The organism is Methanocella arvoryzae MRE50 (assembly GCF_000063445.1).
GTDB lineage: Archaea > Halobacteriota > Methanocellia > Methanocellales > Methanocellaceae > Methanocella_A > Methanocella_A arvoryzae.
Genome location: NC_009464.1, coordinates 1,317,897 through 1,341,497 on the forward strand (window position 1 = coordinate 1,317,897; position 23,601 = coordinate 1,341,497).

Here is a 23,601-nt window from a genome sequence, read left to right on the forward strand (position 1 = left end):
GATAATGCCGGGCTGCCGAATGCCCCGCAGGACATTCCCCGGCAGGCCGTACGAAGATGCGACCATTATCCGCTCTTCCCGGGCAACAGCGTCTTCCAGTCTGCCTTCAGCAGGAGGAACAGGCCGATGGCGGTTATGATCACGTTAGTCCACAGGTCGGTGATGGGCGCAAACCCGGTAGTGCGCTCCATCGATTCCCTCAGCGAATCATATATCGCGTGGTAGACGGTCGCGACGCCCAGACTTTTGCTCTTAGCCCACACGTAGGAGAAAATGACCGCGTGCATGACGCTCGGGACGATGGTGATGAGCACTACAGCGAGAACGGTTACGATCACGCCCGCGGTGATTCCCTCGCCAGTTCCGGCCACCGTGAAGCCGATTCCCACGACAGCCGGAAGGTGCCAGGCCCACCAGATCACGGACTGAATCAGCAGGGCTTTCCGGGGAGAGTGAATCTGCGCCAGCCTGGGCAGCAGGTAGCCTCGCCACCCGAACTCCTCGCCGAAGGCGGGGATGAGTACGCCGATAAACTTGATCAGGAAGACGAGGACTACCTGGGACATTAGCAGGCCTGCAGGCCAGCTGTAGGACCCGAGGAGCAGCCCGGCCAGCGTAGGAACCACCCACAGCAGGACGCCGAGGCCGATGACGAGGACGTAGTGCACCGGCTTGCCGAGGCTCCACCCGGCATCCGCGAAGGTGTCCCGGAAAACGTACCGGCCTGCGATGTAGGTACCTACTGTCACCATTATCATGGCCAGGGAACTTAAAGAGTAGCTCAAAAGCTCAGTCTGGCCCCAGACGACAAAGGCGATCTGTACAGGCCAGGAGAGGGCGAACACGATAACGAGGTAGATCCACAACGAGAATGGCCTAACCCTGGATTTTTCAGCTGACATGTTTAATCAGCTTCCTGATATAGCTCAGGGTATAAACATCTTTGGTTTCCCGGAGCTCAGGCCCCTTGCCGTGCCTGGCAGTATCCCCAATGGGTAAATGCGTACGTAAACATCATATGTACCTTATAATATTAAGCAAGAGGAGAATTGCGCATGACAAAAAGAAAAAGTGATAAAACAACTATCGATACTTCTCATACTGGTAAACTGCCCCCTTTCCTCGAAGCAATCTGGCGGGACAACCGGATAGGCTGGGCGATCGCAATAGGTACGGCGATTGTATTCGGCGCACTCGTCGCCCTGATTATGCCCCGGGGGCCGACGACTGCGACTCTGGCCCTGCTCGGCATGTCCGGCGGCCTGGCCGCCGGCCTGATCGCCGGCATTGCGACACGGTCGAGGTGGGCGATGCTCCTGGCGCCGGTCGCGCACATGATCACGATGGAGATCACGTGGCTCGGCGTCCCGGGCGTCACAGTAGATGCGATCAGGCTGGACAATATGTACGGTATCCTCGCGCTCATCTTCGGCAGGGGCTTCTACGCCCTGATGGTTTTGCTGCCGATGGTCCTCGGTGCCAGCCTCGGAGCCTGGTTTGCCAGACGCCTGTCCGGCCGTTCCACCCCTGCGGAAAGCAAGCTTAAGACGATTGCCCGGTGGACACCGACAGTGATCGTAACCCTCGTGCTCATCGGGCTTGCAGTCCTGGTTGTCCTTCCCCCGGGCACCCCGCCGATTCTCGGAGCGGACGGGAAGCCCCTGCCCGGCAGCATCGCCGAGCTACAGACGGTCAAGATCAACGGCGACGACCAGGCGATCCTGATCCGCGGGCATAGCGTCGACAACCCGGTGCTCCTGTACCTCAGCGGCGGCCCCGGCCAGAGCGACATGGCCTTTTGCAGAGTGCTCTATACGGACCTGGAAAAAGACTTCGTAGTCGTGTCCTGGGACCAGCGGGGGAACGGCAAATCCTACTCTGCGCTCGACCCTGTGTCTGAGTTTACCTTCAACCAGTCCGTCTCCGATACCATCGAGCTGACCAACTACCTGCGGGAGCGGTTCGGCGAAGACAGGATATACCTGATGGGCGAGTCGTACGGTTCTCTCCTGGGCGTGCAGGCAGTCAAGCAGCGGCCTGACCTGTACTACGCGTACATCGGCAGCGGCCAGATGGTCAGTCCGAAAGAAACAGACCGCCGCCTGTGGCAGGATATGCAGGACTACGCAAACAGGACAGGCAACGAGCAGCTCGGCGCCACCATGCGTGCCTACGGCCAGCCACCTTACCAGGACATCTTCGGGTATATGACCGTCATGAGCTACTACGACGCGCTCGCCGGGCCGTACACGCCCCCTGCAGAGTACATGCAGAAAGGCCAGGGAGCTAATATCGGGCCCTACGGGGTCTTTGCCAGCGAATACAGCTTCGTGGAGAGGGTGAACGTGGTGAGAGGGCTGTTCGACGTATTCTCCATCATGTACCCGCAGCTCCAGGAGATCGACTACCGGCAGGACACTACTAAACTGGACGTGCCCGTATACATCCTGGACGCCGGGCATGAGCTCACCTCTCGCAGAAACCTCGCGACAGAGTGGTACAACATGCTGGAAGCGCCGCACAAGGAAATGATCACGTTCGAGAACGCCGGCCACTCGGTTGCGTTCGAGGAGGAGTACAATCTCTCCCGGATCATGAGAGAGTCGATCGTCCCGGCCACCTACACTAAAAAATAAACTGTGAGGGGGCAGGACTGAATGACTTCTTCCAGGTCGACCAAGTGAACACTGTCAGGGGCCTGATGGGCGGGTACAGCATAATGTACCCCCATCAGCAGGAGATCGCCCTGAGGAGGGACGCCGGGCGGGTAGAGGGGATAACGCCAGTCGGCGACCGTCATCTGCCGGTTAGTCCCGCTTTCTGCCTCAGGTTCAGGGCGAACTCTTCCGCCCGCCTGAGGTCTTCCGCGTTGGGCCGCCCCCGGTTCATACCCCCTATGTACTTGAGGAAGCTGTTCGTGTTGAATCCTTTGCAGGCAAACTCGTCGACGATCACGTATCCCTTCGCCTGCAATTTTTCCCTGAGCGCCGCGTGGTCTTTGGACACCTTGTCTGCGCCCATGATGGCGCTCGTGGAAAAGATGAAAGCCTTCTTGCCGGCGACCGGTGACAGCTTATCAGCGAAGTCGAGCAGTTCCGAGTAGTGCCTCCCGCTGTCTATTCCCGAGCCGAAGCCGATGAAGTCATAGTTCGCGAGCTCTCCCGGGTCCGTCTGCCCGGGCATTTTTACCTGCGCGTCGAGCACTCTGGCTAATACGGTGGCGACTTTCGCGGTGTTCATGTGGTGGTACGAGTATACGACCAGCAGAGTTTTTACCGGTGCGTGTTCCTGGAGATTGTTTCCTGTCTGCTTCATTCTATCACATGCCATCTGATGGGCCGCTCCACGTATCATCGTGCCAGACGGAGACGACAACATTCCCCTTCTTGTGCCCTCTTTCGACGTACCGGCGGGAGTACAGCGTACCGATGATTGATAGATACACATTGCTAGGATATAAGTTGTTACACAAACAGTCGGGGGCTATAAAAATCGCCTGGCCAGCAGATGGTGGCCAATGGCTATAAAAGTTTTGAGAAAAAAAGAGCCGGGAGGTAGGGGCCCTCCTGATGGCGGGGATCCCGGCGTTATAATTTTTAGCCCAGGATCGCCTTGAGGTCCTGTTCCGGCGTGGTGATCGGCATGATGTTGAAGTTCTTCACTAAAACATCGAGCACCGCCGGGGTGATGAACGCCGGCAAACTCGGTCCCAGCCGGATGTCCTTTATGCCCAGGTACAGCAGCGAGAGCAGGATGGCTGCAGCCTTCTGCTCGTACCACGACAGGATCATGGACAGCGGCAGGTCGTTGACTCCGACCTTGAAAGCGTCGGCGAGCGCCATGGCGATCTTGACTGCGGAGTAGGCGTCGTTGCACTGGCCTACGTCGAGCAGCCTCGGGATGCCGCCGATCGCGCCCATGTCCTTGTCGAAGAACCTGAACTTGCCGCAGGCCAGCGTCAGGACGACGCAGTCCTGGGGGACCTTCTCCACGAACTCGGTGTAGTAGCTCCTGCCGGGCTTGGCACCGTCGCAGCCTGCCACCAGGAAGAAGTGCCTGAGCTGTTTGTTCTTAACGGCGTCGATGACCGCCGGGGCCACGCTGAGCACCGTGTTTCTGCCGAAGCCTACGAGGATTTCCTTGCCGGGCTTATCCTCGGTGAAGCCTGGCATCTCCAGCGCCTTCTTGATGACCTGGTCGTAGTTGTCGTTCTTGATGTGAACGGCTCCGGGCCAGGATACCGAGCCCATCGTGTAGATGCTGCCAAGGTAGGAGTCTCTCGGCTTCTGGATGCAGTTCGTGGTCATGACGATCGGGCCGGGGAAGGCGGCGAACTCGTTGATCTGGTTCTGCCAGGCCGTACCGTAGTGGCCGTAGAAGTGCGGGTACTTCTTCAGCTCAGGGTAAGCGTGGGCCGGCAACATCTCGCCGTGCGTGTAGATGTTGATGCCCTTGCCTTCGGTCTGCTTCAGGAGCATCTCTAAATCCTTTAAGTCGTGGCCGGAGATGAGGATTGCCTTGCCCTTCTTTGCGCCGAGCGGGACCCTGGTGATGGTCGGGTGGCCGTAGGTGCCGGTGTTGCCGGCGTCCAGCAGCTCCATCGCCCGGATGTTGATCTCGCCGCACTTCAGCGCGAGGCCCACCCAGTCGTTGAGGCCGAGCTTGCTGTTCCGCATGGCAGCGAGGCCGTCGTAGATGAACTCGAAGACCTTCTTGTCTTCCTGGCCCAGGATCATTGCGTGGTCTGCGTAGGCTGCGACACCCTTGATGCCGAACAGGGTGATGTGCTGCAGTGACCGGATGTTCTCGTCTGCGGCGAATACGTCAGACTTCAGCCCGACATTCCTGCCCTGCTCGATCATGCCGTTCAGGTCTGCTGCCGGCTTGAAGGTCGCCGGTGCGTCGGTAAACTCCGCCCTGCCGCCCGCTGCCTTGAGCCGGTACTTCAGCTGTTCCCGGAGCACTACTGCCCGGTTGATGTACTCTGCCAGGCTCGCGTCGTCGAAGTTGACGTTGGTCAGCGTGGTGAAGAGCGCCTTCACGGTGAACTCGTCGTACTCGTGGCCCACTACACCATACAATCGGGCTTCGACCGCTACTTCGGACAGCCCGATAAGAGAGTAGACCAGCAGGTCCTGAAGTGCCGCAGTTTCCGGCTTCTTACCGCACACGCCGGAGATGGTACAGCCTTCGCCCTTTGCCGTCTGTTCGCACTGATAGCAAAACATGTTAGTTGCCGCCATTCTTTCAGTTCCTCCATTTACCATTTGAGTTCGTAATGATACGAATACACTTATTAGTTCGTATGTATACGTACCAAATATAAATACCTACTGGTGTGCCAGTGATAGTCAGACAATACCGGTTCGTTTTCGACGAACAGTTCGATATGAGCGAACCTATTTATATCAGGAAGCATTGAGTATCTAACGTGCAACGGGAAAGTGTTGAGATCTACTCTACTAAGAAGGGCATGATCGCCATAGAGAGCCCTATTAAGAATAAAATCCTCAAGCAGCTCCACGACAGGGAACTGACGTTCGAACAGCTGATCGATGTCTGCGGCAAGGCAAAATCCACCATGTCAGTCCACCTGAACGACTTGCTCGACATGGGAATGATCTACAAGAGAGTGGACCCGAACGACAGGCGGAAGAAGTACTTCGGCATCAACACCGACCTGCTTGCCAGTTCCCGCACCCCGGTCAGCGTGCACTACAACGCGATCCTGCATACAGTACCGGCTGCCGTAGGCGATCAGTACGCGTTCCTCAAGGCGCTGTTCCACCTGGTGCGCAGCGGCATGGAGTCTTATGGCGTGGACACCAGCCCTGTGATGAAGAAGATCGGCAGGGACGTGGGCAGGATGCTCGCCCCCCGCTTCAAGTCTAAGACGGCGCCTGAGCTACTGGCTGAGGTGTCGAAGTTCTGGGAAGATCAGGGGCTGGGCAAAGTGAGCATCGTGGCAGGCGACGTGCCGACTATTGTTGTGGACGACTGCTTCGACTGCAGTTCCATCCCGAACATCGGCATGACCCAGTGCTCCATGGATGAGGGCATCCTCGAGGCCATCATCGAAGAAAAGCTAAAGGTGCAGTGCTCGATCGAGGAGATCGAGTGCTATGGTACCGGGCACCATCACTGCAAGTTCATCATTAAGATTTTTTAATGCCTGCCAGGCGCCATCAGATGAAAGTAAAGAGATGGAGCGTTAAGCTCCATCCATGTCTCATTTCCTCAGGAACAGGAAGTACGCTCCTGCCCCGGCCAGGCCGACTACCAGCAGGCCTGACAAGTACAGCCACCAGTTGTTCCCCGGCGAGGTCTGCACAGTGGTCGTCGGCATGGGTGTCGGCGTAACCTCAGGAGTCGGCGCCACTGCCGGAGACGGAGTCACTTCTGCTCCGGGCGTCGGCGTCACAGCCGGCGTCGGAGTCGGAGTCGCCGTGGGCGAGATCAGGCTCCATAAGTACTGGACGCTCGCCGGCGGGAAGTACACGTGGCTCGTGCCGTTCTTCCGGTTACCCGCATTATCGATGACACCGTAGTACACGTAGTGAGAACCGGCTTTCGGGATCTTCACCGTACCGGTGTACGTGTGCCAGGAAGAGCCATCCAGGCTGTACATCACGCTGCGGACACCAGACAGGTCATCGCCGTAGCTCAAAGAAAGAGAAGCATCTCCTTCGAACCAGCCCAGGCTGCTCCGCTCACCGCTCAAGGTACCGGTTATCGCGGGCAGAGTTTTATCGATCTTGAAGCTCACCTGCTTATCCGCTTCGAGGTTGCCGGCATTATCCACAGACCGGTAATACACAGTGGTAGTGCCGTCTGCCGGGAAAGTCACCGGCGCCGTGTAAGGCTGCCAGGTCGAGCCATCCAGACTATACTCAGTCGCCCTGACGCCCGACGGGCCTTTGTCGACTGCGGTGATCGTCACGACTACGTCCGAGACGTACCAGTCATTGTCGCCCATCGTACCCGAGAGGGCTGCGCTAGAGACAGGCGCAGTCCTGTCCAGGATGAAGGTCACCGATTTCATGTCCTCGACATTGTCCGCATTGTCCACAGAGCGGTAATATACAGTGATGGTGCCCTCGTTCGAGAACGTAACAGGGCCGCTGTAAGTGGTCCATGTCGAGCCGTCAGTGCTGTACTCAGTGGTCTTGACGCCGGAGAGGCTGTCATTGCAGGACAGGGTCAACGTAACATCGCCAACATAGCAGCCGGAGCTACCTGTGGTGCCCGAAAGGCTCACCTTCGTCTGCGGGGCCGTCAGGTCGATGTTGATGCCAGTGATTTCTTTCGTGGCCGTGTTGCATGCCTTATCCACGGCCGTACAGGTCGCAGACTGGCCGGAGCCCTCTCCTGCCAGCGTCACGTTGGGCGAGATATGCTCCACTCCAGACCTGGCGTCCGTGGCGGTGAAATTCACCTGCACGGAGCGGTTATACCAGCCATTCGAGTTTGGCACAGACGTCGGGCCGCCGGTGATCACCGGAGGAGTCCTGTCGATGCTGACGAGGACCGAAGTGGTATTCCGGTTACCCGCGCAGTCCTCGGCGGATCCCACCACGGACCAGTTCGTACACTCGCCCGTCACAGTCACATCGGACGAGGTGAACGCCACACCCGAACGTGCATCAGAAGCGGTAAAGCGGACCACGACGTCGCCTTTATGCCACCCGTAAGCGTTCGCTAACGGATCAGGTGCGCCGTAGATCTCCGGCTTTGTCTTGTCTATACTGATCGTGATGTTGCCGTAGACTACGTTGTTCGCATTGTCTTCGCACATCCAGTACAGAGTCGTGTTCCCTTCATCATCAAAATAAAATTTCGGTATGTCTTGCAGGTTCACTGGAACTAAGGAAATGCTATCATTATTCCAGCCCATTTTAAGCGACTTTACCCCGGCGTAGTCGTCAGTCACCGACACCGTCACTTCCACATCACTGTTATACCAGCCGTTGCGAGGGGTCACGTTCGTCTTGCAGGTCACCGTGGGAGGAAAGATATCAACAGTAGTGAAAGACCTCGAAGACGGGGCGTAGATAGCATTCAGGCTATGGCCAGTGCTCATATACAGGTTGCCGTTACTGTCGAAGTGCAGGTATTCAGGGTAGACACCCTCGCCAGCTGTGTTTATCATCAGGTACGTCTGAATATAGTTGCCATTGCTATCAAAGATCTGAATCCTCTTATTCATATTATCCGCAACATAAATCCGCCCATTGTAGACAGCTACTCCCGTCGGTTGATTGAATTGATTGTTGCCTGTACCTTTTCCCACGCCGATCACTTTAAACGGGGTCCCGGTGAGAGAGCCGGCAGGAGTATAGATGGACAATCTGTCATTGCCAGTAACGTAGATGTTATCTGAACTGTCGATGTATAGACCCGTAGGATATGCTACAGAAAAACTGTAAGCAAGTTTACCGGATGAGTCTAACACGTACACGCGACCCTCACCTGCTGAGGAGAGAATGAATAGATATCCCGTACTGTTAAAGGCGGCACACTTAGGTTCGAAGCTAAGACCTTTGGTTGACTGTTTACCCTCCTTGATGGTGCTCAGAGTTTCTCCATAATAATCGGTCACGTATAAAGTGCCGCCTTGATAATAGGGACCGCTGTCAAACTTTTTTGCTATGCCCCAGGGAACTTCCAGGTCAGAACCTATTGAACCCCAATACGAAGCTGTGCTGTTATACACAAGTATACTGCCCGTAGAAGAACCGAAGGCAGCAGTGACAAAGATCATCCCATCGCTGTCTATGTAAAAGTCGTGCAGCACCTCGGTAGACCCTCCAATTATCTTACCGGTAGCCGCGAGCTTGACAGTGTAAGTGCCTGTCGGAACTCTTTTACCAGAGGAATCCTTGCAGTCCCAGACAATATTGTGGCTGCCCGGGAGTTTACCGCTCTCGGAAAGAGTCCTGACGACACTGCCCTTCGAATCGGTGATCTCGAACTGGACCAAAGACGGCGCCGTATTGGACAGAGCGTAATAGATCGTCACGCGATCGGCATTCACTACAACGTCGGTGATAGTAGTGCTCGCAGAGGCTGCGTGGACCTCCGCTGTTGCGATCAACAACAGTACGTAAACAGCTATACAGGCTGCTGCAAAACGGATACTGACTTTAATAAGCCCTCCCCCCACCTGGCCCGTCGCATGTAAAAAATTCTGGCAGAATTTAGATTGGTTGCGAGATTATCAGGCCGAAGCAATAAAACTAGCTTATATCAACCACTTATAAATAATTAACTTCTAGAGCTGTCGCCAGGTTTACTGGCGCTTCTGGCAAGGAATAAGAAAAAAGAAGCCTCAGAGGTCCTTTTTCAGCTTCAGCGCCTCTTCGCCGACGGTCTGTCCCAGAGCCCTGAGCTTCCGCGCCGTCTCGGCGTTCGGGGCGCGGAGAGAGTTCACGCCTGGAGCTACGAGCCTGATACCCTGGCTCTTCAACTCCGCCTCCAGACGGGACAGGTTACCGCCGCTCCACTTGTAGCTGCCGAACGCGGCGCCCGGCCTGCCCGAGAGACTGACGTTGCGCATGAGGCCTTCTACGAAATAGAGGATCCGGCCGGTAATACTGTCGTGAAGGCAAGGCGAGCCCAGGATGACCGCGAGGGCGGTTCTCAGATCAGCCTCTGTCACGTCCTCAACCTTCTTCGCCACCGCCGAAGCCCCGCTCTCCTTCACCCCTTCCAGTACCTCTGCTGCGGCCTTTTCGGTATTTCCGGTATTGCTGTCGTAGATGATGAGGACGTCTGTCATGGTTCCCCGCCTGCCCTCACTCTTTTTTATAGGACCGGCCTACCGAGAAGCCCTTGCCGATCTTTTCCCCGACCTTCCAGTAGCCCGAGTCCCCGAACGAGTAGATGATGGGGTCAACTTTAGAGATGTCCGGGTGGCCGTCGGTCATGCAGTCCTGGCTGACGTGGACCTCCTCGATCTGGCCTATGACGAGGACATGGCTGCCGCAGTCCACCTTCTGGAACACCTTGCACTCCACGTTGACCGGGCACTCCCTGGCCAGCGGCGCAGTCTTGAGCTTGCCGTAGAAGGTCTCGAACACCGCGGACTTATCCTCCCTTGCTCCGGAAACCATGCCGCAGTGGTCAGTTTCGACCACCTGGGAAGAGGAGGGGATGTTCACGCTGAAGGTGCCATTCTCTTCAATCCCCTTGTACGTGTGCCTCACGTGGTTGATGGCCACGCACAGCATCGGCGGCGCCATGTTGGCCACCCCGGCCCACGCCACGGCCATGTAGTTTGCCTTACCGTTTACATTCGAGCCCACGAGCACGGCGGGCATCGGGAACATCAAAGGCTGAGCGCCAATGGTTAGCTTATCCATATCAAAAGCTCCTGCAACAATATTATGGGTAAATTACACCTGCGGTTAAATAAAGTATTCCCGCGAGCAGTGCGAAGGTAAACCATACAGAAGCAACCAGGTAACGCAATACCACAGCAGTGTAAAGTAGTGGCCATAGCGTGAACTTGATCTAATAGCAATTTGTCGCCGGGCGGCAGGGCCTCAATACCCACCACGGTGATGTGTCCCCTGCCGTTTTCGCGACTCAATATCTCAAAGAGGCCTACTGCTACACTTAGCCTTGAGGGTGATCGCCGGGCCGGTGCGTGCAGCGGCCGGCCCCGATCGATCTTTTCCATCCTTCCTCAAACCCACACATGTCACTTGTTTGTTTGTATGCATGCCCTCGCTGTTCGGCATGTTCGGATAATCGTGACTGTTGTAGCGCCGTAATCGGGGTACGCCCCGATCGTTGGCGGCACGGGAGGTCTGAATAGTAGATTGGACGCTTACATTTATAAATATTGCCAAATTTAATTAATGGTGACTCAGGCAAGCCGTATTTCAGCTTATATCGACTAAAAAAGCTTATGCAGAGGCGGATACCTCTGCATCGTCCGTTTATATGCTGCCCACGAATTTCGGGCGCTTTGCGAGGCTTCTCACGACAGGCAGAGGCCTGTACGGGAGGCAGGCCGTCTCTTTGTGGATGCGCTCGACTAATTCCTCTACGGTCATCTCGACCTTGGCAGGCTTGTTCTGCTGAGATTCGGCCCTGACTACTACCGGGATTTTGTCGCCGTTCATCTCGGCGTCGCCGATGGTGACCACGTAGGGGATCCACTCTTTGCCGGCGTCCCTGATCTTCTTGCCCACGGTCTCTTCCCGGTCGTCGATGTCGACCCGGACGTTGCACATCCTGTCAGCGAGGGCCTCGGCGAAGGGCACGTGCTTCTCGGAGATGGTGACGATCCTGACCTGGGTCGGGGAGAGCCAGACGGGCAGCATGGGGACAGCGCCCTTCTCGCTTTCCATGGCCTCTTTCTCCAGCAGGCCGTAAATGCACCGCTCGATGGCGCCCGAAGGCGAGCAGTGGAGGATGATGGGCCGCTGCCTGTTGCCGTTCTGGTCGACGTAGTTGATGTCGTACCGCTCGGCGTTCTCCACGTCGATCTGCACGGTGGAGAGAGCGCTGGCCTTGTTCAGCGAGTCGATGTAGTTGAACTCGAACTTGAGGACGAAGTAGAAGAACCGCTCTTCCCACATCTCCACGATGACCGGCTTGCCCGCCCTCTTCACCAGGCTCTGGATGAACGGGGTGTTGTTGTTATAGAAGTCCTTGGTGAACCGGATGGCGACCTCGTAGTCGGTCTTGATGTCGATGCCGATGGTGTCGAGCGTGTTGATACACATTTCATATTGATCGCCGAACTCCTTTATGGCGCCGTCCATGTCAGTACATAACGTGTGCATATCCGGCATGGTGAAGGCCCTGAGCCTGCGGAGGCCGACCAGCTCGCCTCTCTGTTCCTTCCTGAAGGAGTACCGGGTGAGCTCGATCATCTTGAGGGGGAGGTTCCTGTAGGAGATGGTCATGTCATGGTTCATCAGGAACTGGCCGAAGCACGCCGCAAACCGGAGGAACAGGTTCTTCTTGTCCGCGATGACGGTGTACTGCCTGGCCGGGAACCGGTCGAGGTACTTCTTGAGAGTCGGGTGCTCCATGTCGTACATGATAGGAGTCTCGACTTCCATGGCGCCTTTCTTGGCTGCCTCGCTGAGGACGAACTGCTCCAGCATGTTCTTCATGGCCCTTCCCTTGGGATACCACCGCATGTTACCCGGATCGCTGCCGGGCTCGTAGTCCGCCAGCTCCAGCCGGCGCATGAGCTCCACGTGGGGCGGCTCTCTGTCGACGGCCCTCTTCTTGGCCATCTCATAGTCAACAAACGCCTTGAGCTTGTCATGGCCCTTGTAATCGAAAGTCTTCGGGTCTTTCAACTGCCCGTCGACGTCTAAGATATAGAAATAGCTCTTGAGCTTTTCCTCGGCCTTGACTGCCTCGGAGACCACTTCCGGCTTCTCCGCTGCAACTGCCGGGGTGACGCTGACTGCCTCTACGCCCTCGGGCCTGATGGTCCTGGACAGTTCGGAGAGCGGATGGCCCTTACACTTGATGGTGAACGCCTTGTACCAGCCGAACGGGGCCCTGGCGACTTCGAAGCCTTTGCCTTTCAGGGCCGCCTCAAGGCCTTTCAGGACTTCCACCGCCATCTTAGGCGAGGAGAGGTTAGCGCTCAGGTGGGCGTAAGGGTAAAGCATGACACGGGTGGTCTTGACCTGTTCGGCTACCTTGATGATGGCTTCGAGGCCTTTTTCGATGACGTACTGCGGATTGGACTCGTCCGGCTTCTCGACTGCCGCGAAGGCAGTGAGAGCTTCCTCCATTCGCCCGGACCTGACTGCGTCCTCGATTTTTTCGGCGACGGGTGTGCTCTTTTTCACCTCGTACTCGATGAAGTCGGAGTGGATGAGTAGTAATTGCATTCTTTCACCTAATGTTAGAACAATGATGTGATTTTCGGTTATATAATTTGGGGTGATATGTAGAGCGGCGATTGCTGTTTTTGCCGTTGAATGAGTGGCGGCTGGAAGATTAGCAGATCAGCGTTTTATTCACCCGCCGGAAATAATTAAATTACCAATCATTAACAATGGAAACCTTTATTTATCATGATTGTTTATTAGCAATCTGAGGGCATTAAATGACCGCCACAACGAGCAATGGAATGCTTAACTCAACCAAGGGCATCAGTGGTAAGAACTGGCAGGTGCGCAAAGTCGGCTCTGTCGAAGTAGTCGAAAAGTTCGGCGTGTGCAACCTGGACTACCACAAGACCTGCAACAGCGGCTGGTGCTTCGACGAGGCAAAGAAGGACTTTGACTGGAACTACACCGGCCTGGTTAACATCGCCCACGAGGCGATCGACCGGCATGCCGCCTCCTGGCGAAAGAACAAGGTTGCGCTCTACTGGGAGGGCCCGAACAGGGAGCACGAGAAGTACACCTTCTCCGAGCTGAAGGCCCTGTCCGACAAGTTCGGCAACGTCCTGCGCAAGGCCGGCATCCAGAAGGGAGACAGAGTATTCGTCTACCTGCCCCGCATTCCGGAACTTTACATCAGCGCCATCGCCATCGCCAAGGTGGGCGCAATCTTCGCTCCGCTCTTCGGCGGGTTCAGGGCAGAGGCGGTCAGGGATCGCATGAACGACTGCGAGGCCAGGATGGTCATAACTACGCCGGACATGAAGCGCCTCGGTATCGACCCGATCAGGGCCGAGGTCCCGTCCCTCGAGACTGTCATCGTCTGCAAGGCGGACGCGAGCTACAAGTATGGCGAAGGCGAGCTGAACTTCGACGCGGAGATGACCTACGCTCCCGAAGAGTTCAAGATGGAGTGGTGCCACCTCGAAGACCCGGTCATCATGCACTACACTTCCGGCACGACCGGCAAATCGAAGGGCGTCGTCCACGTCCACAACGCCATGATCGGCCACTACATCACCACTAAGTGGGTGCAGGACCTGAGGGACGACGACGTCTACTGGTGCACCGCAGACCCCGGCTGGGTGACGGGCACGTCCTACGGTATCTTCGGGCCGTGGCTCTGCGGGGCCTCCCAGGTCATATACGCAGGACGGTTCACGGCTGACGCCTGGTACTCCATCATCGATCGCCACAAGGTCACCGTCTGGTACACCGCGCCTACGGCGCTCCGCATGCTCATGAAAGCGGGCGACGACGTCGCTGCTAAGTATAACCTGAAGAGCCTGCGGTACATCACCAGCGTGGGCGAGCCCCTGAACCCCGAAGTGATCAGGTGGGGCATGAAGGTCTACGACCTCCCGATCCACGAGAACTACTGGATGACGGAGACCGGCTGCAACATGATCGCCAACTTCTACAACCTGCCCCTGAAAATCGGATCCATGGGCAAGCCTGTCCCGGGCATCCAGGCTGCGGTAGTTGACGACAAGGGCAACGTGCTTCCCCCCGGGGTGCCGGGCAACCTGGTGATCAAGCCCGAGTGGCCTTCCATGATGCGGGGCATCTGGAACAACGAGGAGAAGTTCAAGGAGTACTTCCGCATCCCCGGCTGGTACGTCACCGGAGACAGCGCCTGCGTCGACAGCGACGGGTACTTCTGGTTCATGGGCCGGGTCGACGACGTGATCAAGACGTCTGGCGAGAGGGTCGGGCCCTTCGAAGTGGAAAGTGCGCTTCTGGAGCACCCGGCATGCGCAGAGGCCGGCGTCATCGGCAAGCCGGACCCGCTCTACGGCAACATCATCAAAGCTTTCATCGCCCTCAAGCCCGGCTTCGAAGGCACTGAGGAGCTGAAGCGGGAGATTTCCGAGTTCGTCAAGACCAAGCTCGCGGCACACGCCTATCCCAGGGAGATCGAGTTCAAGAGCAGCCTGCCCAAGACCCGCAGCGGCAAGATCATGCGCCGTGTCCTGAAGGCACAGGAGCTCGGGCTGCCCCTGGGCGACCTCGCTACGCTGGACGACGAGTGATCCTGCCCGGAGCCCGGCATTACCGCAGGGGCATGTGGCATGCCCCTGCACCTCCAGACCTTAGAAATTATCCGCATTCCGCGGAGGATCTGCAGGGCAACCGATATCCCTGCACTTCCCCGCAATGACGATTATCCGCATCCAGCACGAGGCTTGCGGGGGTGAACGCCCCTGCACTTCTCGTCGATTTTTCCCGGCTTTCGCTAAATCGCTGCTTCGGATTAAACGGCGAAGCTCAAACGACGGAAACTTCTCCGATTTCCGCAACTGGAAGGCATATAAATTATATATCACTAAAAATAATTATGTATTGTAGTGCGGCAGGACAACGATACCTGCCCCGGTGTACAAATATAACGCTAATCCAGGACTCGTCAGGCCAGTGCCGTCACAGGGTTAGCCTGCTACCTGACCTCTGAACGGCAGGGCTGGCCGCGCATGTAGATCAGATGACCGATTTAAACAGGGAGGTGTTAGCTCAGCGACAGGCGAGAAAAGTAATGCTTCGGATATGATGTCGATCATTGGACTGCTACGCGGGACTAATCTACCGGATAACTAATTTAGAAGGGGGTGATAACCAGAAACTTCAACTACCTGGATATGACTCGAGAGATCTCTTTTTCTTCAACGTTTTTATCGGGGGTACCGGGCTACGAGATAGAAATCACAGTTCCTGGTACCGATAGCAATATATGTTCCCATACTGATATTCTCAGGCTGGCTATCATGATCACAGACGACTTCGACTACCTCGCCCCTGGCGGCCGCTCGTTTACGCTTACTTCCGGGCTGATCGCCCGCCTGAACGCCAGGTCCAGAGTGCTGGAGATCGCCTGCGGCAAAGGGGAAGCGTCCTGCGCGATCGCGCAGCAGTTCGGATGTAAAGTCGAAGGGTTCGACATCGACCGGGGCCTGATCTCCTACGCCAGCGACAAGGCGCTGGACACCGGCGTGGGCGAGATCGTGCAGTTCGAGGTCCGGGACGGCACTAAAATGGACTTCGGCACCGGACACTACGATTTGATCCTCGCCGAAGGCGGAGCGCTCACCTACATCGGCAGGGAAAAAGGACTCAGGCGCTGCGCCGATCTCCTTAAAGATGGCTCTTACCTGGCGCTGACCGACCTGATTTACCTGCGGGAGGACGTGCCGCCGGAGATCAGAGAGGTCTACGAGGAGAACGGCACCTTCCGGTTCCTGAACGAAATCGGATACCGCCGGCTGCTGGAGCAGAACGGATTCGAGATCGTTCACCTCTCCATGGTGCCCCAGTCGGCCTGGGACAGGTACTACATGTCCATGAGCCGGCTGATCAAGAAAGCAGACTTCGGCTTCCCAGAGGAGTTCCGGCAAGCCCTGGCTAAAGAGATCGACGTGTACTACGCTAAGAACGCCATGTTCTACGTTGGCTACGTATATATTGTGGCGAGGATGGCGAGGGATAAAATCGTGGGCCAGGGGCCTGAAAACTTGAGGATACCGATGCTGGGCTTTTACTCTGCCGAACCCGCGGAGGAAAAAGTGCCGGAGAAGAAAGCCAGAGCGCCGGCGAAGAAGGCTAAATCCTCTGATAGGCGGAAATCGTAGCCATTTCTGGAACTTTTTGAATATTCGTCATTCAGGCCCTCCATAGCCTCCGGTTCCTCACTATCCTCCTCTCTGACCTCCTGACCTCTCTGACCTCTCCCTGAGATCGTTCTCTCTGATCTCCGGCGCCTCCGAAACCTCCCTGTTGCCCGGCTTGCGCACAAGTATCATGGAAAACGGGAGGTTGGGGAGTGCCCGGAGGCCCGGGAGACTTTTCAAACTGGGAGGTCAGGGAGGTCAGGAGGTCTGAGAGGAGGAAGGTGAGTGCCCGGAGGATTGAAGAGGGAAAACCGGCTGTCGGGAATCGCCTTGAGAACGCCTGCATTCACAGGCGTTCTCGAAGGCGAGTCGTACACGATCGCTGCGCTGTGCATAATCACAGATTGCACGGATTGCACAGATTGCACAGATGATTAACTGAAAAACAGAAGTATGGGAAGCCTTTTCCGATCATTATCGATGAGCCTCTGTGCAATCTGTGCAATCTGTTAAATCTGTGTCCAAGCACAGCGCAGCGTTCGTATTGCTGTCCCACTGAATCAGAGCAATCCGGTAAGGCACAGCGCAGCGTTCGTGTACGTTCGCACGAGAATTTGCAAGGGCTATACCCCCTACGACTTGATAGGGCACATGTCCAAAAAGTTACAGTAAAGACTATACTTCGGGTACTTCGTGTAAATGGTACGGGCACTCGTACGAAACATTTCAGAGATGACTCGTGGATGAAAAGGGAATTTTCAAGTAAGGGGATATGAAAAATTTAACGTTTGCCCTGAAAGGGTTGAAAATACCGCCAAGACCGCCAAGGTGCCAGGCTCGCCAAGCCATATTTAGCTATTCGTAGCGATCCTGATCGAAAAGCCCTTGGCGTTCCATGAAAAATTAGCTCTTGGCGGGCCTGGCCCCTTGGCGTGCCTGGCGGTATTTTCGACTTATGCCGGGCCAACTTTCAATTTTCCATAGCCTTTACCTGAATGTTCCATTTTTCATAAGGCGAGTGCCTGGCTTCCAGACGTGCCTGGCGGCCCTATAACCATAGCCGATATAACACATTTTTCATAAGACTATACTTCGTCTACATTGTGTAAACGGTACGGATACTTATACAAAATTTTTCATAAATGACAACGGGCCGCATTTGGACACGGAAGGTATAAATACTGGCAGACATATTTTAGGTTCGCACTTTTAGACGCTCCGGTAGTGTAGTCCGGCCAATCATGTCGGCCTTTCGAGCCGACGACTCGGGTTCGAATCCCGACCGGAGCATTAGTTTTTTTAGGGATATCATTCCTTCTTTTGATTCTCCGCCATCTCTTACTTTCTGTTTGAGACAGAGCAGATACAGTTCCGGGATTCCGGGCATCGCTAGTACACCCTTCTTAAAGGTTACCTATTTATACAAGGTCTTACAGTTAATACCGCTCCAGGCAGAGGCCAAATAAAAACTGAAAGGGGTGACCAGGCATGGCGGCTAAGAATGAGAAGTGCTATCTTTGCGGCAAAAAGGCGACTGAGCAGCTGAACGGCAGGCCGGTATGTGCAGGCTGCGCGAAGAAGCAGCAGAAAAAGAAGTAAGGCCATTAAAGGCCCGTTATCGATCGCTCCCTGCGAGAGTAACTAAAACATCACCATTTACCCTTTTTGTTATCGGGCCATACAGCCCGTTTTCACAGATGCCAGTTCGGGTGCAAGCACTACGGCGAGCGGCCGACCTGTCCGCCGTATAGCCCGGCGCCGGAGATGGTGCCGGCGCTCATGCTTTTACTGCTTGAGTGACGGGATTATCGCCCGGCGGCAGGCAGGATAACGACGAACCGGCATCCTTTAGTATAGTCGCCCGCTATCCGGTTTTCTACCCACACTCTGCCTCCGAAGTCGGACACAAGCGTCTGGACCAGCTCCAGCCCCAGCCCTCCTTTATACCGTTTTTCAGGCCCGCAGCTGTACCGGCTGAATAGCTGGCTTTTTTTATCGTCCGGGATGCCCGGGCCGTTATCTTCGATCATGGTAGCAATGTACGGTTTTCCCTGCTCTGTCACCCATGCGGCCCTGACGTTGATCTCGAGACGCCTGTCGGGGGGAGAGTGCTTGATCGCGTTGCCTATGATGTTGGAGAAGATGTCTTTGGCCAGCTCATTGGCAGGGACGAACAGGCCCTCCTCGGGGGTGTAGCTGATTTTGACGTCCCTCCCGGGGACGATGGCGTATTCCTGCACGACTTCCCGGAGGATCGCATCCAGATCAAAGACCCGGGATTTCAGCCCGCCTTTTTTGGCGCTCTGCAGCTTTTTCACGTTCTCGATGAGCCTGATGCTGCTGCGGAGGGTCTCGATCGGCCGCTCGATCAGGTACCGGTGCTCTTCCTTTGTCAGGCCTCCCTTGTCAAGCTCCTGCAAGGCCAGTTCCATGAATCCGAGTGTCATCTGGTTGAGGTTGTTGAGGTCGTGGCTCATGAGGTCGAGGTACATCTCGGCCTGATTCTTAGCCTCCTGTTGCGCTTTTTCCGCCCTCTTGCGCAGGATGATCCGCCAGACGCCGTCCATCAGCAGGGTGAGCTGCCGGGCGTCAGAGTGGTTGTAGTCCCCGTCCTTGTTAGCGACTTCAGCCAGGGCTACCACGGAGTTGTCGTCGAAGACGGGCACGGCCAGGAAGTTCTTCAGCTGGAGATGGCCTGGAGGAAAGCCTTTTTTTGCCGGGTGAGGTGCCGCGAAGTCGTTGAGGATGATCGCCTTACGCTGCCGGATCGGCTCTGCCCAGATGCCACCGCTTTCCAGGACGTAGGAGTGAGGCATACCCAGGACATTACACCTCTGCAGTGTCTTGCTGGAATAGTTGTACAGGTTTACCACGCCCTTCTTGTAGTCCAGCGCGCCCATCCAGCCGATTTCGCTTCCGGTCAGCCTTATGCATTCTTCCAGAGCGAAGTTGGCTATGTCCTGCTCGGACGCGTCACCGAGCTGACCCAGCCTCAGCAGCGCCTCGAGGCGCGCCTCGTCCAGCTTCAGGTCTTCCTCCGACGCCTTTTGCCGATGGGCAGCATCTTGCAGTTCGGAGACCTGCCGTTTCAGGTTCGCTATTTCCCTCTCAAGCTCTTCGTACGATTTTCCTTCCTCGGACATGGCATATCATGCGACTATAACAATTATTTATATTCAATTATATAATCGTATGTATACGATGAGATAAGTACTTCTGCTCGTATCTGCCTTAGTATTTCCCGGCCTGCCCCGGGCCAATAATAGGGTAAAGTAGCACCCGTATTGACTAACGTCTGGAGTCCTGGTGGTCGGGGAGTTCCCGGGAGGCCGGGGAGGATTTTCAAGCTGGGAGGTTAGGGAGATAAGAGAGGTAGGAGAGGAGGATTGGGAGTGTGGAAAGGTTTGGGAGGATTTTTTAAAGATATTCTCTCTGACCTCCTGACCTCTCAAGCCTCCCGGACCGGGGTTTTATGTGGTCACCTGTACCATGCAGGTGTCGCTCAGGTTCAGGCCGAATCGTCGACTACAGGCGTCGGGGTTCCGGGCTCTGCCGTTGGTAGCACAGTGGGAATTCCTGTCGCAGAAACGTTAGCATTCACGCTGTTAGCAGGCGCGATGTATACTGCAGCAATGGCAAGAATAGTCATAACAACGATTAGTATAAGGATACCTGTCACGAACTTATCGAATTTCACTTCCTACACCCCCGCTCACGCGGGTAAAACAATCCTGTATGCCGTCAATTACGGGCTCTTCGTATGCCTGTGATGGGCATTGTCCGGTAATCGGCAGATAAAAAACAATTTTTAATTATATATAGAGATTATGTCACAATCCGTTAATTAAAATCTAAAAAATACTGGGATCGTGTATAAATGTTCCTTCAGGGCTCGTCCGCCTCTGCAGATAGTATATTAGCTCGGCACGCAAAAGGAGTTATCCATAGTATCTTGTGGGGGAATCCAGACTTGAGTCGGAAAGTGACCATCGCAAAGAACGGGCCTTACCTCGTAGAGGGTAAGCTGCCGCTGGCTAAAGAGATCATAGTCGTCGACGGGGATGGTACTCCGGTCGAATGGCAGCCCGGCGAGACATATCCCGACCGGGAGGTGTACGCGCTGTGCCGGTGCGGGGAGTCGAAACACAAGCCGTTCTGCGATGGTATGCATGCCCGGACGGGCTTCGACGGCACGGAGACGGCCAGCCACAAGAAGTTCGTAGACCAGGCCGACGTTATCTCGGGGAAGGACATCGCCCTGCTCGACGCCCCCGACCTGTGCGCCAGCGCCCGCTTCTGCCACCAGGCGGGAGGCATCTGGGACCTGGTCCCAAAGGTGAAAGACGAGAAGTCCCGGGCGCTCGCGGAAAAGATCGCAGGCCAGTGTCCCTCGGGACGGCTGGTGATCTGGGATAAAAAGGCCGAGAAGCCGGTCGAACCCCTCTTCGAGCCCTCCGTTAGCCTGGTCGAGGACCCTGATGCCGGGGTAAGCGGGCCGATATGGCTTAAAGGCGGCGTATCTCTGGAGTCTGCGGACGGCAGAAAATACGAGACCCGGAACCGGGTGACCTTGTGCAGGTGTGGACGATCCGGCAATAAGCCATTCTGCGATGGCTCGCACATAGATAGCGAGTTCAACGACGGAGACGAGTCGTTGGAATAGGTGACTGAAGATTTTTTATTATCGTTCCTATCGCAGGTTTCTCATGATCAGCCGTTCATCTCCTCCGGCACATAATAAACGTCCTTCCCCTTATCCGCACCTAGATTAACAGATTATGATATAATGCTTATATACCACTCACTCATTTCTATTAATCAAGGCATAATACGCCGGGTGAGTGATTCTGTGAAGTCGAAGCAATGTGTAGCCGGGGCTATCGCTGTAAACCTTCCCGCCGGGATGGGAGCTGAGCTATCTTCCGATATCTGCTATGATAGGCTGGAGCACGATCTGCTCAACCTCAACCAGATTGCCCTCGGCTACCTGGAGCTGGCGATCAGCGTGGGCGAACCCGGCGAGGGACTGCTCCGCGTCGATGAAAGCCTGCTCGGGAAGTCCATCACTGCCATCCGGGACAGCTCGGTCCTCATCGACAGCTTCAGGAAGCTCCGCAAGGCGAAGGCTGAAGAGGCACATCAAATGCCTGACGAGGAGCTTGAAAGCTCGTGAATTAACGGATTGTGATAGAAACCTTAAATACTCTTTTGCCATTTTATTCATCGGGGCGGAACGCCTCTGGTTTGTGAGATTATGCAGAATAAGCTACTGATAGCGGGAGCTATCATCGCCGTCATCGCCATCTGCGTCATTGCGATCGCGATCTTCTCATTATCACAGGGGTCCGGGCAGGCTTTCCCCACCTCTGTCCAGCCCACCGCCCCTGTGAATATAGTTACTCTGGCTCCGTATCCGTAAATCGCCCTCGGCCCGGTAACCGGATGCGGGAATACCTCCACCGGCCATTGATAAGTATGCCAGACAGTCCCGCTGCCAGTGCCTCGTCATGCCACTGGTTCTCATTTGGCATCGCAGCTGATGCTCTGGTCATATAAGAAACATTTTTATACGTTCTTCCAGTAAGCTTCTAATAGCCGGACGCATGCGGTAAAAGCCGTCCGGCGGGGTATGATCTATGCGTGGGTTTAATCGCAGTCACAGGGCTCTGTCAGCCCTGGTAGTTTTCTTTATGGCAATCCTGCTGCTGGTGCCCGTAGCCAGCGCCGCAAACGTTAGTTCTACGCTGCCGTATGCCTTGCAGCCAACCAAGAACATCTTAGTCAATCCGGACATTTACCAGATAACCAGTAACAGCTATAACGTCACTGTAACGGTGAACCAGACTTCGATTGCGGCAGGCGGGCACGCTATGGTGACCGCTAAGGTGACCTGGGCTGCCAACGGCACACCGGCCACGGGCGTCCCGGTCGAGTTCACCTGTTCCCCAGCCACAGGGACGTTCGATCCGGCGGCCTCCACCACCTCATCTGTCGCCATCGTGGGTAGAATGAACAAGGGAGAGGCAAAGGCTGACTTCACTAGTAACGCCCCCGGCTCTTACACGATCACTGCCCAGGCCTACAAGACATTTCTTAGCCCCGGCAACCCCGGCAACGTCAAGGATGACTCCGGCACTCAGAGCCTCGTGGTCTCAGCCGCGCCAGTGACCCAGACTCCCACTCCCACTCCCACTCCTACCCCTGATCAGGGAACGCCTACTCCTCCGCCGGTCGTAGTAACTCCCGGCACCGACGCTTCAATCCTGGCAGATTACGGCATCTACATAGCCATCGGTGCAGTCTTACTCCTGATACTGGCAGCCGTAGCGTTGTTCCTGTGGCTGAAGTCGAGCCTCCAGGTGGTGCCGAAGAAGACGAAGGTTCCGGCGGACGGATCATCTAAGGTGCCGGTGCGGGTGCAGTTCGTCAACGGCCTGGGCATGGTGAAGACGATGAGCCGGGACACCGACGTGGAGTTTGAAACTACGGCCGGCACGATCAAGAACACCGTCATCCCCCAGGGCAAGGACCACGTGGACGCAGATCTCCTTTCGTCGAAGGAGTTCGGCCCGGTGACCCTGACCACCCGGGCAGGTGGCAAGATGGCGGTCACGAAGCTGGACTTCACGGTCGAGCAGGGCAGCCTGGACATCACTGTGCAGCCCGGTACGATCCCGGCAGACGGGGCTTCCTCGGCCGCCGTCACGGTGATGATCATGGACGGCAAGGGCAACGTTGTAGCGCCGCTCGAAGACAAGACCATCACTCTGAACTCCACCCTCGGCACCATCGCTCCGGCGCTGCAGATGCCCGCGAGGACTCAGTCGGCGAGCACAAATATTACTGCAGGCGAGGTGAGCGGCACTGCCGTCATCGTGGCGACCCTCGGCAACATGCACGGCGAAGGCAAAGTGATCTTCAAGGGCATGCCCAAGCGGTTCTGCATGCACTGCGGCACCCCCATGTCCCTCGAAGCCTCCCAGTGCCCCAAATGCGGCCGGACGCCTCCGTCAGGTACGGACGTAAAGCAGTGCTCCGCCTGTAGCACCGTCATACCCGAAGCGGCCAGGTTCTGCCACCACTGCGGCGCCAGACAGCCGGATAAACAGTGATAAAAATGCGTGGGGGGCTTA

General features: G+C 56.1%; 20 protein-coding genes and 1 tRNA gene. 11 read left to right on the top strand and 10 right to left on the bottom strand.

Annotation, left to right across the window (positions count from 1 at the left end):
- Positions 1-65 precede the first annotated feature (65 nt).
- Positions 66-902, bottom strand: coding sequence for a CPBP family intramembrane glutamic endopeptidase (locus tag RCI_RS06665; RefSeq protein WP_012035642.1), 837 nt, complete (start codon positions 900-902; stop codon positions 66-68).
- Positions 903-1,055: 153 nt separating this feature from the next.
- On the opposite strand from RCI_RS06665, the gene RCI_RS06670 reads away from it, so the two are divergent.
- Positions 1,056-2,636 carry an alpha/beta fold hydrolase gene (locus tag RCI_RS06670; RefSeq protein ID WP_012035643.1) on the top strand — a complete coding sequence of 527 codons (1,581 nt, stop codon included), beginning with the start codon at positions 1,056-1,058 and terminating at the stop codon, positions 2,634-2,636.
- 160 nt (positions 2,637-2,796) lie between these two features.
- On the opposite strand, the gene RCI_RS06675 is transcribed toward RCI_RS06670, so the two are convergent.
- The 3 genes from RCI_RS06675 to hcp all read right to left on the bottom strand — a co-directional run bounded on the left by RCI_RS06675 (position 2,797) and on the right by hcp (position 5,228).
- On the bottom strand, positions 2,797-3,315 hold the full coding sequence (locus tag RCI_RS06675) for a flavodoxin family protein (protein ID WP_012035644.1): 519 nt from the start codon (positions 3,313-3,315) through the stop codon (positions 2,797-2,799).
- A gap of 4 nt (positions 3,316-3,319) precedes the next feature.
- Positions 3,320-3,445, bottom strand: coding sequence for a hypothetical protein (locus tag RCI_RS17470; RefSeq protein WP_269446492.1), 126 nt, complete (start codon positions 3,443-3,445; stop codon positions 3,320-3,322).
- Between the two features lie 151 nt (positions 3,446-3,596).
- On the bottom strand, positions 3,597-5,228 hold the full coding sequence (hcp, locus tag RCI_RS06680; protein WP_012035645.1) for a hydroxylamine reductase: 1,632 nt from the start codon (positions 5,226-5,228) through the stop codon (positions 3,597-3,599).
- Between the two features lie 203 nt (positions 5,229-5,431).
- On the opposite strand from hcp, the gene RCI_RS06685 reads away from it, so the two are divergent.
- A complete protein-coding gene (locus RCI_RS06685; protein ID WP_012035646.1) occupies positions 5,432-6,169 on the top strand; it encodes a V4R domain-containing protein in 738 nt (245 codons plus the stop codon).
- Positions 6,170-6,229: 60 nt separating this feature from the next.
- On the opposite strand, the gene RCI_RS15720 is transcribed toward RCI_RS06685, so the two are convergent.
- The 4 genes from RCI_RS15720 to RCI_RS06705 all read right to left on the bottom strand — a co-directional run bounded on the left by RCI_RS15720 (position 6,230) and on the right by RCI_RS06705 (position 12,869).
- Positions 6,230-9,097, bottom strand: coding sequence for an OmpL47-type beta-barrel domain-containing protein (locus RCI_RS15720; RefSeq protein WP_158308879.1), 2,868 nt, complete (start codon positions 9,095-9,097; stop codon positions 6,230-6,232).
- Positions 9,098-9,328: 231 nt separating this feature from the next.
- Complete coding sequence (locus tag RCI_RS06695) at positions 9,329-9,778, bottom strand: flavodoxin domain-containing protein (RefSeq protein ID WP_012035648.1); 450 nt, start codon at positions 9,776-9,778, stop codon at positions 9,329-9,331.
- A gap of 16 nt (positions 9,779-9,794) precedes the next feature.
- Complete coding sequence (locus RCI_RS06700; protein WP_012035649.1) at positions 9,795-10,361, bottom strand: flavin reductase family protein; 567 nt, start codon at positions 10,359-10,361, stop codon at positions 9,795-9,797.
- 582 nt (positions 10,362-10,943) lie between these two features.
- Positions 10,944-12,869 (bottom strand): threonine--tRNA ligase, encoded by a 1,926-nt coding sequence (locus RCI_RS06705; RefSeq protein ID WP_012035651.1) that lies wholly within the window; start codon positions 12,867-12,869, stop codon positions 10,944-10,946.
- Positions 12,870-13,111: 242 nt separating this feature from the next.
- Here RCI_RS06705 and acsA point away from each other — a divergent pair, with 242 nt between their 5' ends.
- The 4 genes from acsA (at position 13,112) to RCI_RS17605 (ending at position 18,268) form a co-directional block, all read left to right on the top strand.
- Positions 13,112-14,899: an acetate--CoA ligase gene (gene acsA, locus RCI_RS06710; RefSeq protein ID WP_048198200.1), complete on the top strand. Its 1,788-nt coding sequence runs from the start codon at positions 13,112-13,114 to the stop codon at positions 14,897-14,899.
- Between the two features lie 729 nt (positions 14,900-15,628).
- Positions 15,629-16,489, top strand: coding sequence for an SAM-dependent methyltransferase (locus RCI_RS06715; RefSeq protein ID WP_012035653.1), 861 nt, complete (start codon positions 15,629-15,631; stop codon positions 16,487-16,489).
- A gap of 1,194 nt (positions 16,490-17,683) precedes the next feature.
- Positions 17,684-17,758 (top strand) — tRNA-Glu (locus tag RCI_RS06720).
- Positions 17,759-18,133: 375 nt separating this feature from the next.
- Positions 18,134-18,268: a DUF2284 domain-containing protein gene (locus RCI_RS17605; protein ID WP_148266551.1), complete on the top strand. Its 135-nt coding sequence runs from the start codon at positions 18,134-18,136 to the stop codon at positions 18,266-18,268.
- A gap of 5 nt (positions 18,269-18,273) precedes the next feature.
- On the opposite strand, the gene RCI_RS06725 is transcribed toward RCI_RS17605, so the two are convergent.
- Positions 18,274-19,611 carry a sensor histidine kinase gene (locus RCI_RS06725; protein ID WP_012035654.1) on the bottom strand — a complete coding sequence of 446 codons (1,338 nt, stop codon included), beginning with the start codon at positions 19,609-19,611 and terminating at the stop codon, positions 18,274-18,276.
- A gap of 163 nt (positions 19,612-19,774) precedes the next feature.
- Between RCI_RS06725 and RCI_RS16950 the strand changes: the two genes are divergently transcribed.
- Positions 19,775-19,912 carry a hypothetical protein gene (locus RCI_RS16950; protein WP_158308880.1) on the top strand — a complete coding sequence of 46 codons (138 nt, stop codon included), beginning with the start codon at positions 19,775-19,777 and terminating at the stop codon, positions 19,910-19,912.
- A 64-nt stretch (positions 19,913-19,976) separates the two neighbouring features.
- Here RCI_RS16950 and RCI_RS16655 read toward each other — a convergent pair whose 3' ends face one another.
- Positions 19,977-20,165: a hypothetical protein gene (locus RCI_RS16655; RefSeq protein WP_148266552.1), complete on the bottom strand. Its 189-nt coding sequence runs from the start codon at positions 20,163-20,165 to the stop codon at positions 19,977-19,979.
- Between the two features lie 255 nt (positions 20,166-20,420).
- Between RCI_RS16655 and RCI_RS06730 the strand changes: the two genes are divergently transcribed.
- From RCI_RS06730 to RCI_RS06740, 4 genes are all read left to right on the top strand, one after another.
- On the top strand, positions 20,421-21,131 hold the full coding sequence (locus tag RCI_RS06730; RefSeq protein ID WP_012035656.1) for a CDGSH iron-sulfur domain-containing protein: 711 nt from the start codon (positions 20,421-20,423) through the stop codon (positions 21,129-21,131).
- Between the two features lie 186 nt (positions 21,132-21,317).
- Complete coding sequence (locus tag RCI_RS06735; protein WP_148266553.1) at positions 21,318-21,641, top strand: hypothetical protein; 324 nt, start codon at positions 21,318-21,320, stop codon at positions 21,639-21,641.
- Between the two features lie 81 nt (positions 21,642-21,722).
- Positions 21,723-21,887 (top strand): hypothetical protein, encoded by a 165-nt coding sequence (locus tag RCI_RS16955; protein WP_158308881.1) that lies wholly within the window; start codon positions 21,723-21,725, stop codon positions 21,885-21,887.
- Positions 21,888-22,158: 271 nt separating this feature from the next.
- Positions 22,159-23,580, top strand: a complete 1,422-nt coding sequence (locus RCI_RS06740; RefSeq protein WP_048198203.1) for a double zinc ribbon domain-containing protein — start codon at positions 22,159-22,161, stop codon at positions 23,578-23,580.
- The last annotated feature ends 21 nt before the right edge of the window (positions 23,581-23,601 follow it).

What these genes read in the sequence shown, in the direction of transcription:
- RCI_RS06705 (WP_012035651.1), bottom strand. Translation starts at nt 12,869, where the DNA reads ATGCAATTACTACTCATCCACTCCGACTTCATCGAGTACGAGGTGAAA.
- RCI_RS06715 (WP_012035653.1), top strand. Translation starts at nt 15,629, where the DNA reads ATGATCACAGACGACTTCGACTACCTCGCCCCTGGCGGCCGCTCGTTT.
- RCI_RS16955 (WP_158308881.1), top strand. Translation starts at nt 21,723, where the DNA reads ATGCAGAATAAGCTACTGATAGCGGGAGCTATCATCGCCGTCATCGCC.
- RCI_RS06675 (WP_012035644.1), bottom strand. Translation starts at nt 3,315, where the DNA reads ATGAAGCAGACAGGAAACAATCTCCAGGAACACGCACCGGTAAAAACT.
- RCI_RS06670 (WP_012035643.1), top strand. Translation starts at nt 1,056, where the DNA reads ATGACAAAAAGAAAAAGTGATAAAACAACTATCGATACTTCTCATACT.
- RCI_RS06665 (WP_012035642.1), bottom strand. Translation starts at nt 902, where the DNA reads ATGTCAGCTGAAAAATCCAGGGTTAGGCCATTCTCGTTGTGGATCTAC.
- acsA (WP_048198200.1), top strand. Translation starts at nt 13,112, where the DNA reads ATGCTTAACTCAACCAAGGGCATCAGTGGTAAGAACTGGCAGGTGCGC.
- RCI_RS06695 (WP_012035648.1), bottom strand. Translation starts at nt 9,778, where the DNA reads ATGACAGACGTCCTCATCATCTACGACAGCAATACCGGAAATACCGAA.
- hcp (WP_012035645.1), bottom strand. Translation starts at nt 5,228, where the DNA reads ATGTTTTGCTATCAGTGCGAACAGACGGCAAAGGGCGAAGGCTGTACC.
- RCI_RS06725 (WP_012035654.1), bottom strand. Translation starts at nt 19,611, where the DNA reads ATGTCCGAGGAAGGAAAATCGTACGAAGAGCTTGAGAGGGAAATAGCG.
- RCI_RS06740 (WP_048198203.1), top strand. Translation starts at nt 22,159, where the DNA reads ATGGCAATCCTGCTGCTGGTGCCCGTAGCCAGCGCCGCAAACGTTAGT.
- RCI_RS06700 (WP_012035649.1), bottom strand. Translation starts at nt 10,361, where the DNA reads ATGGATAAGCTAACCATTGGCGCTCAGCCTTTGATGTTCCCGATGCCC.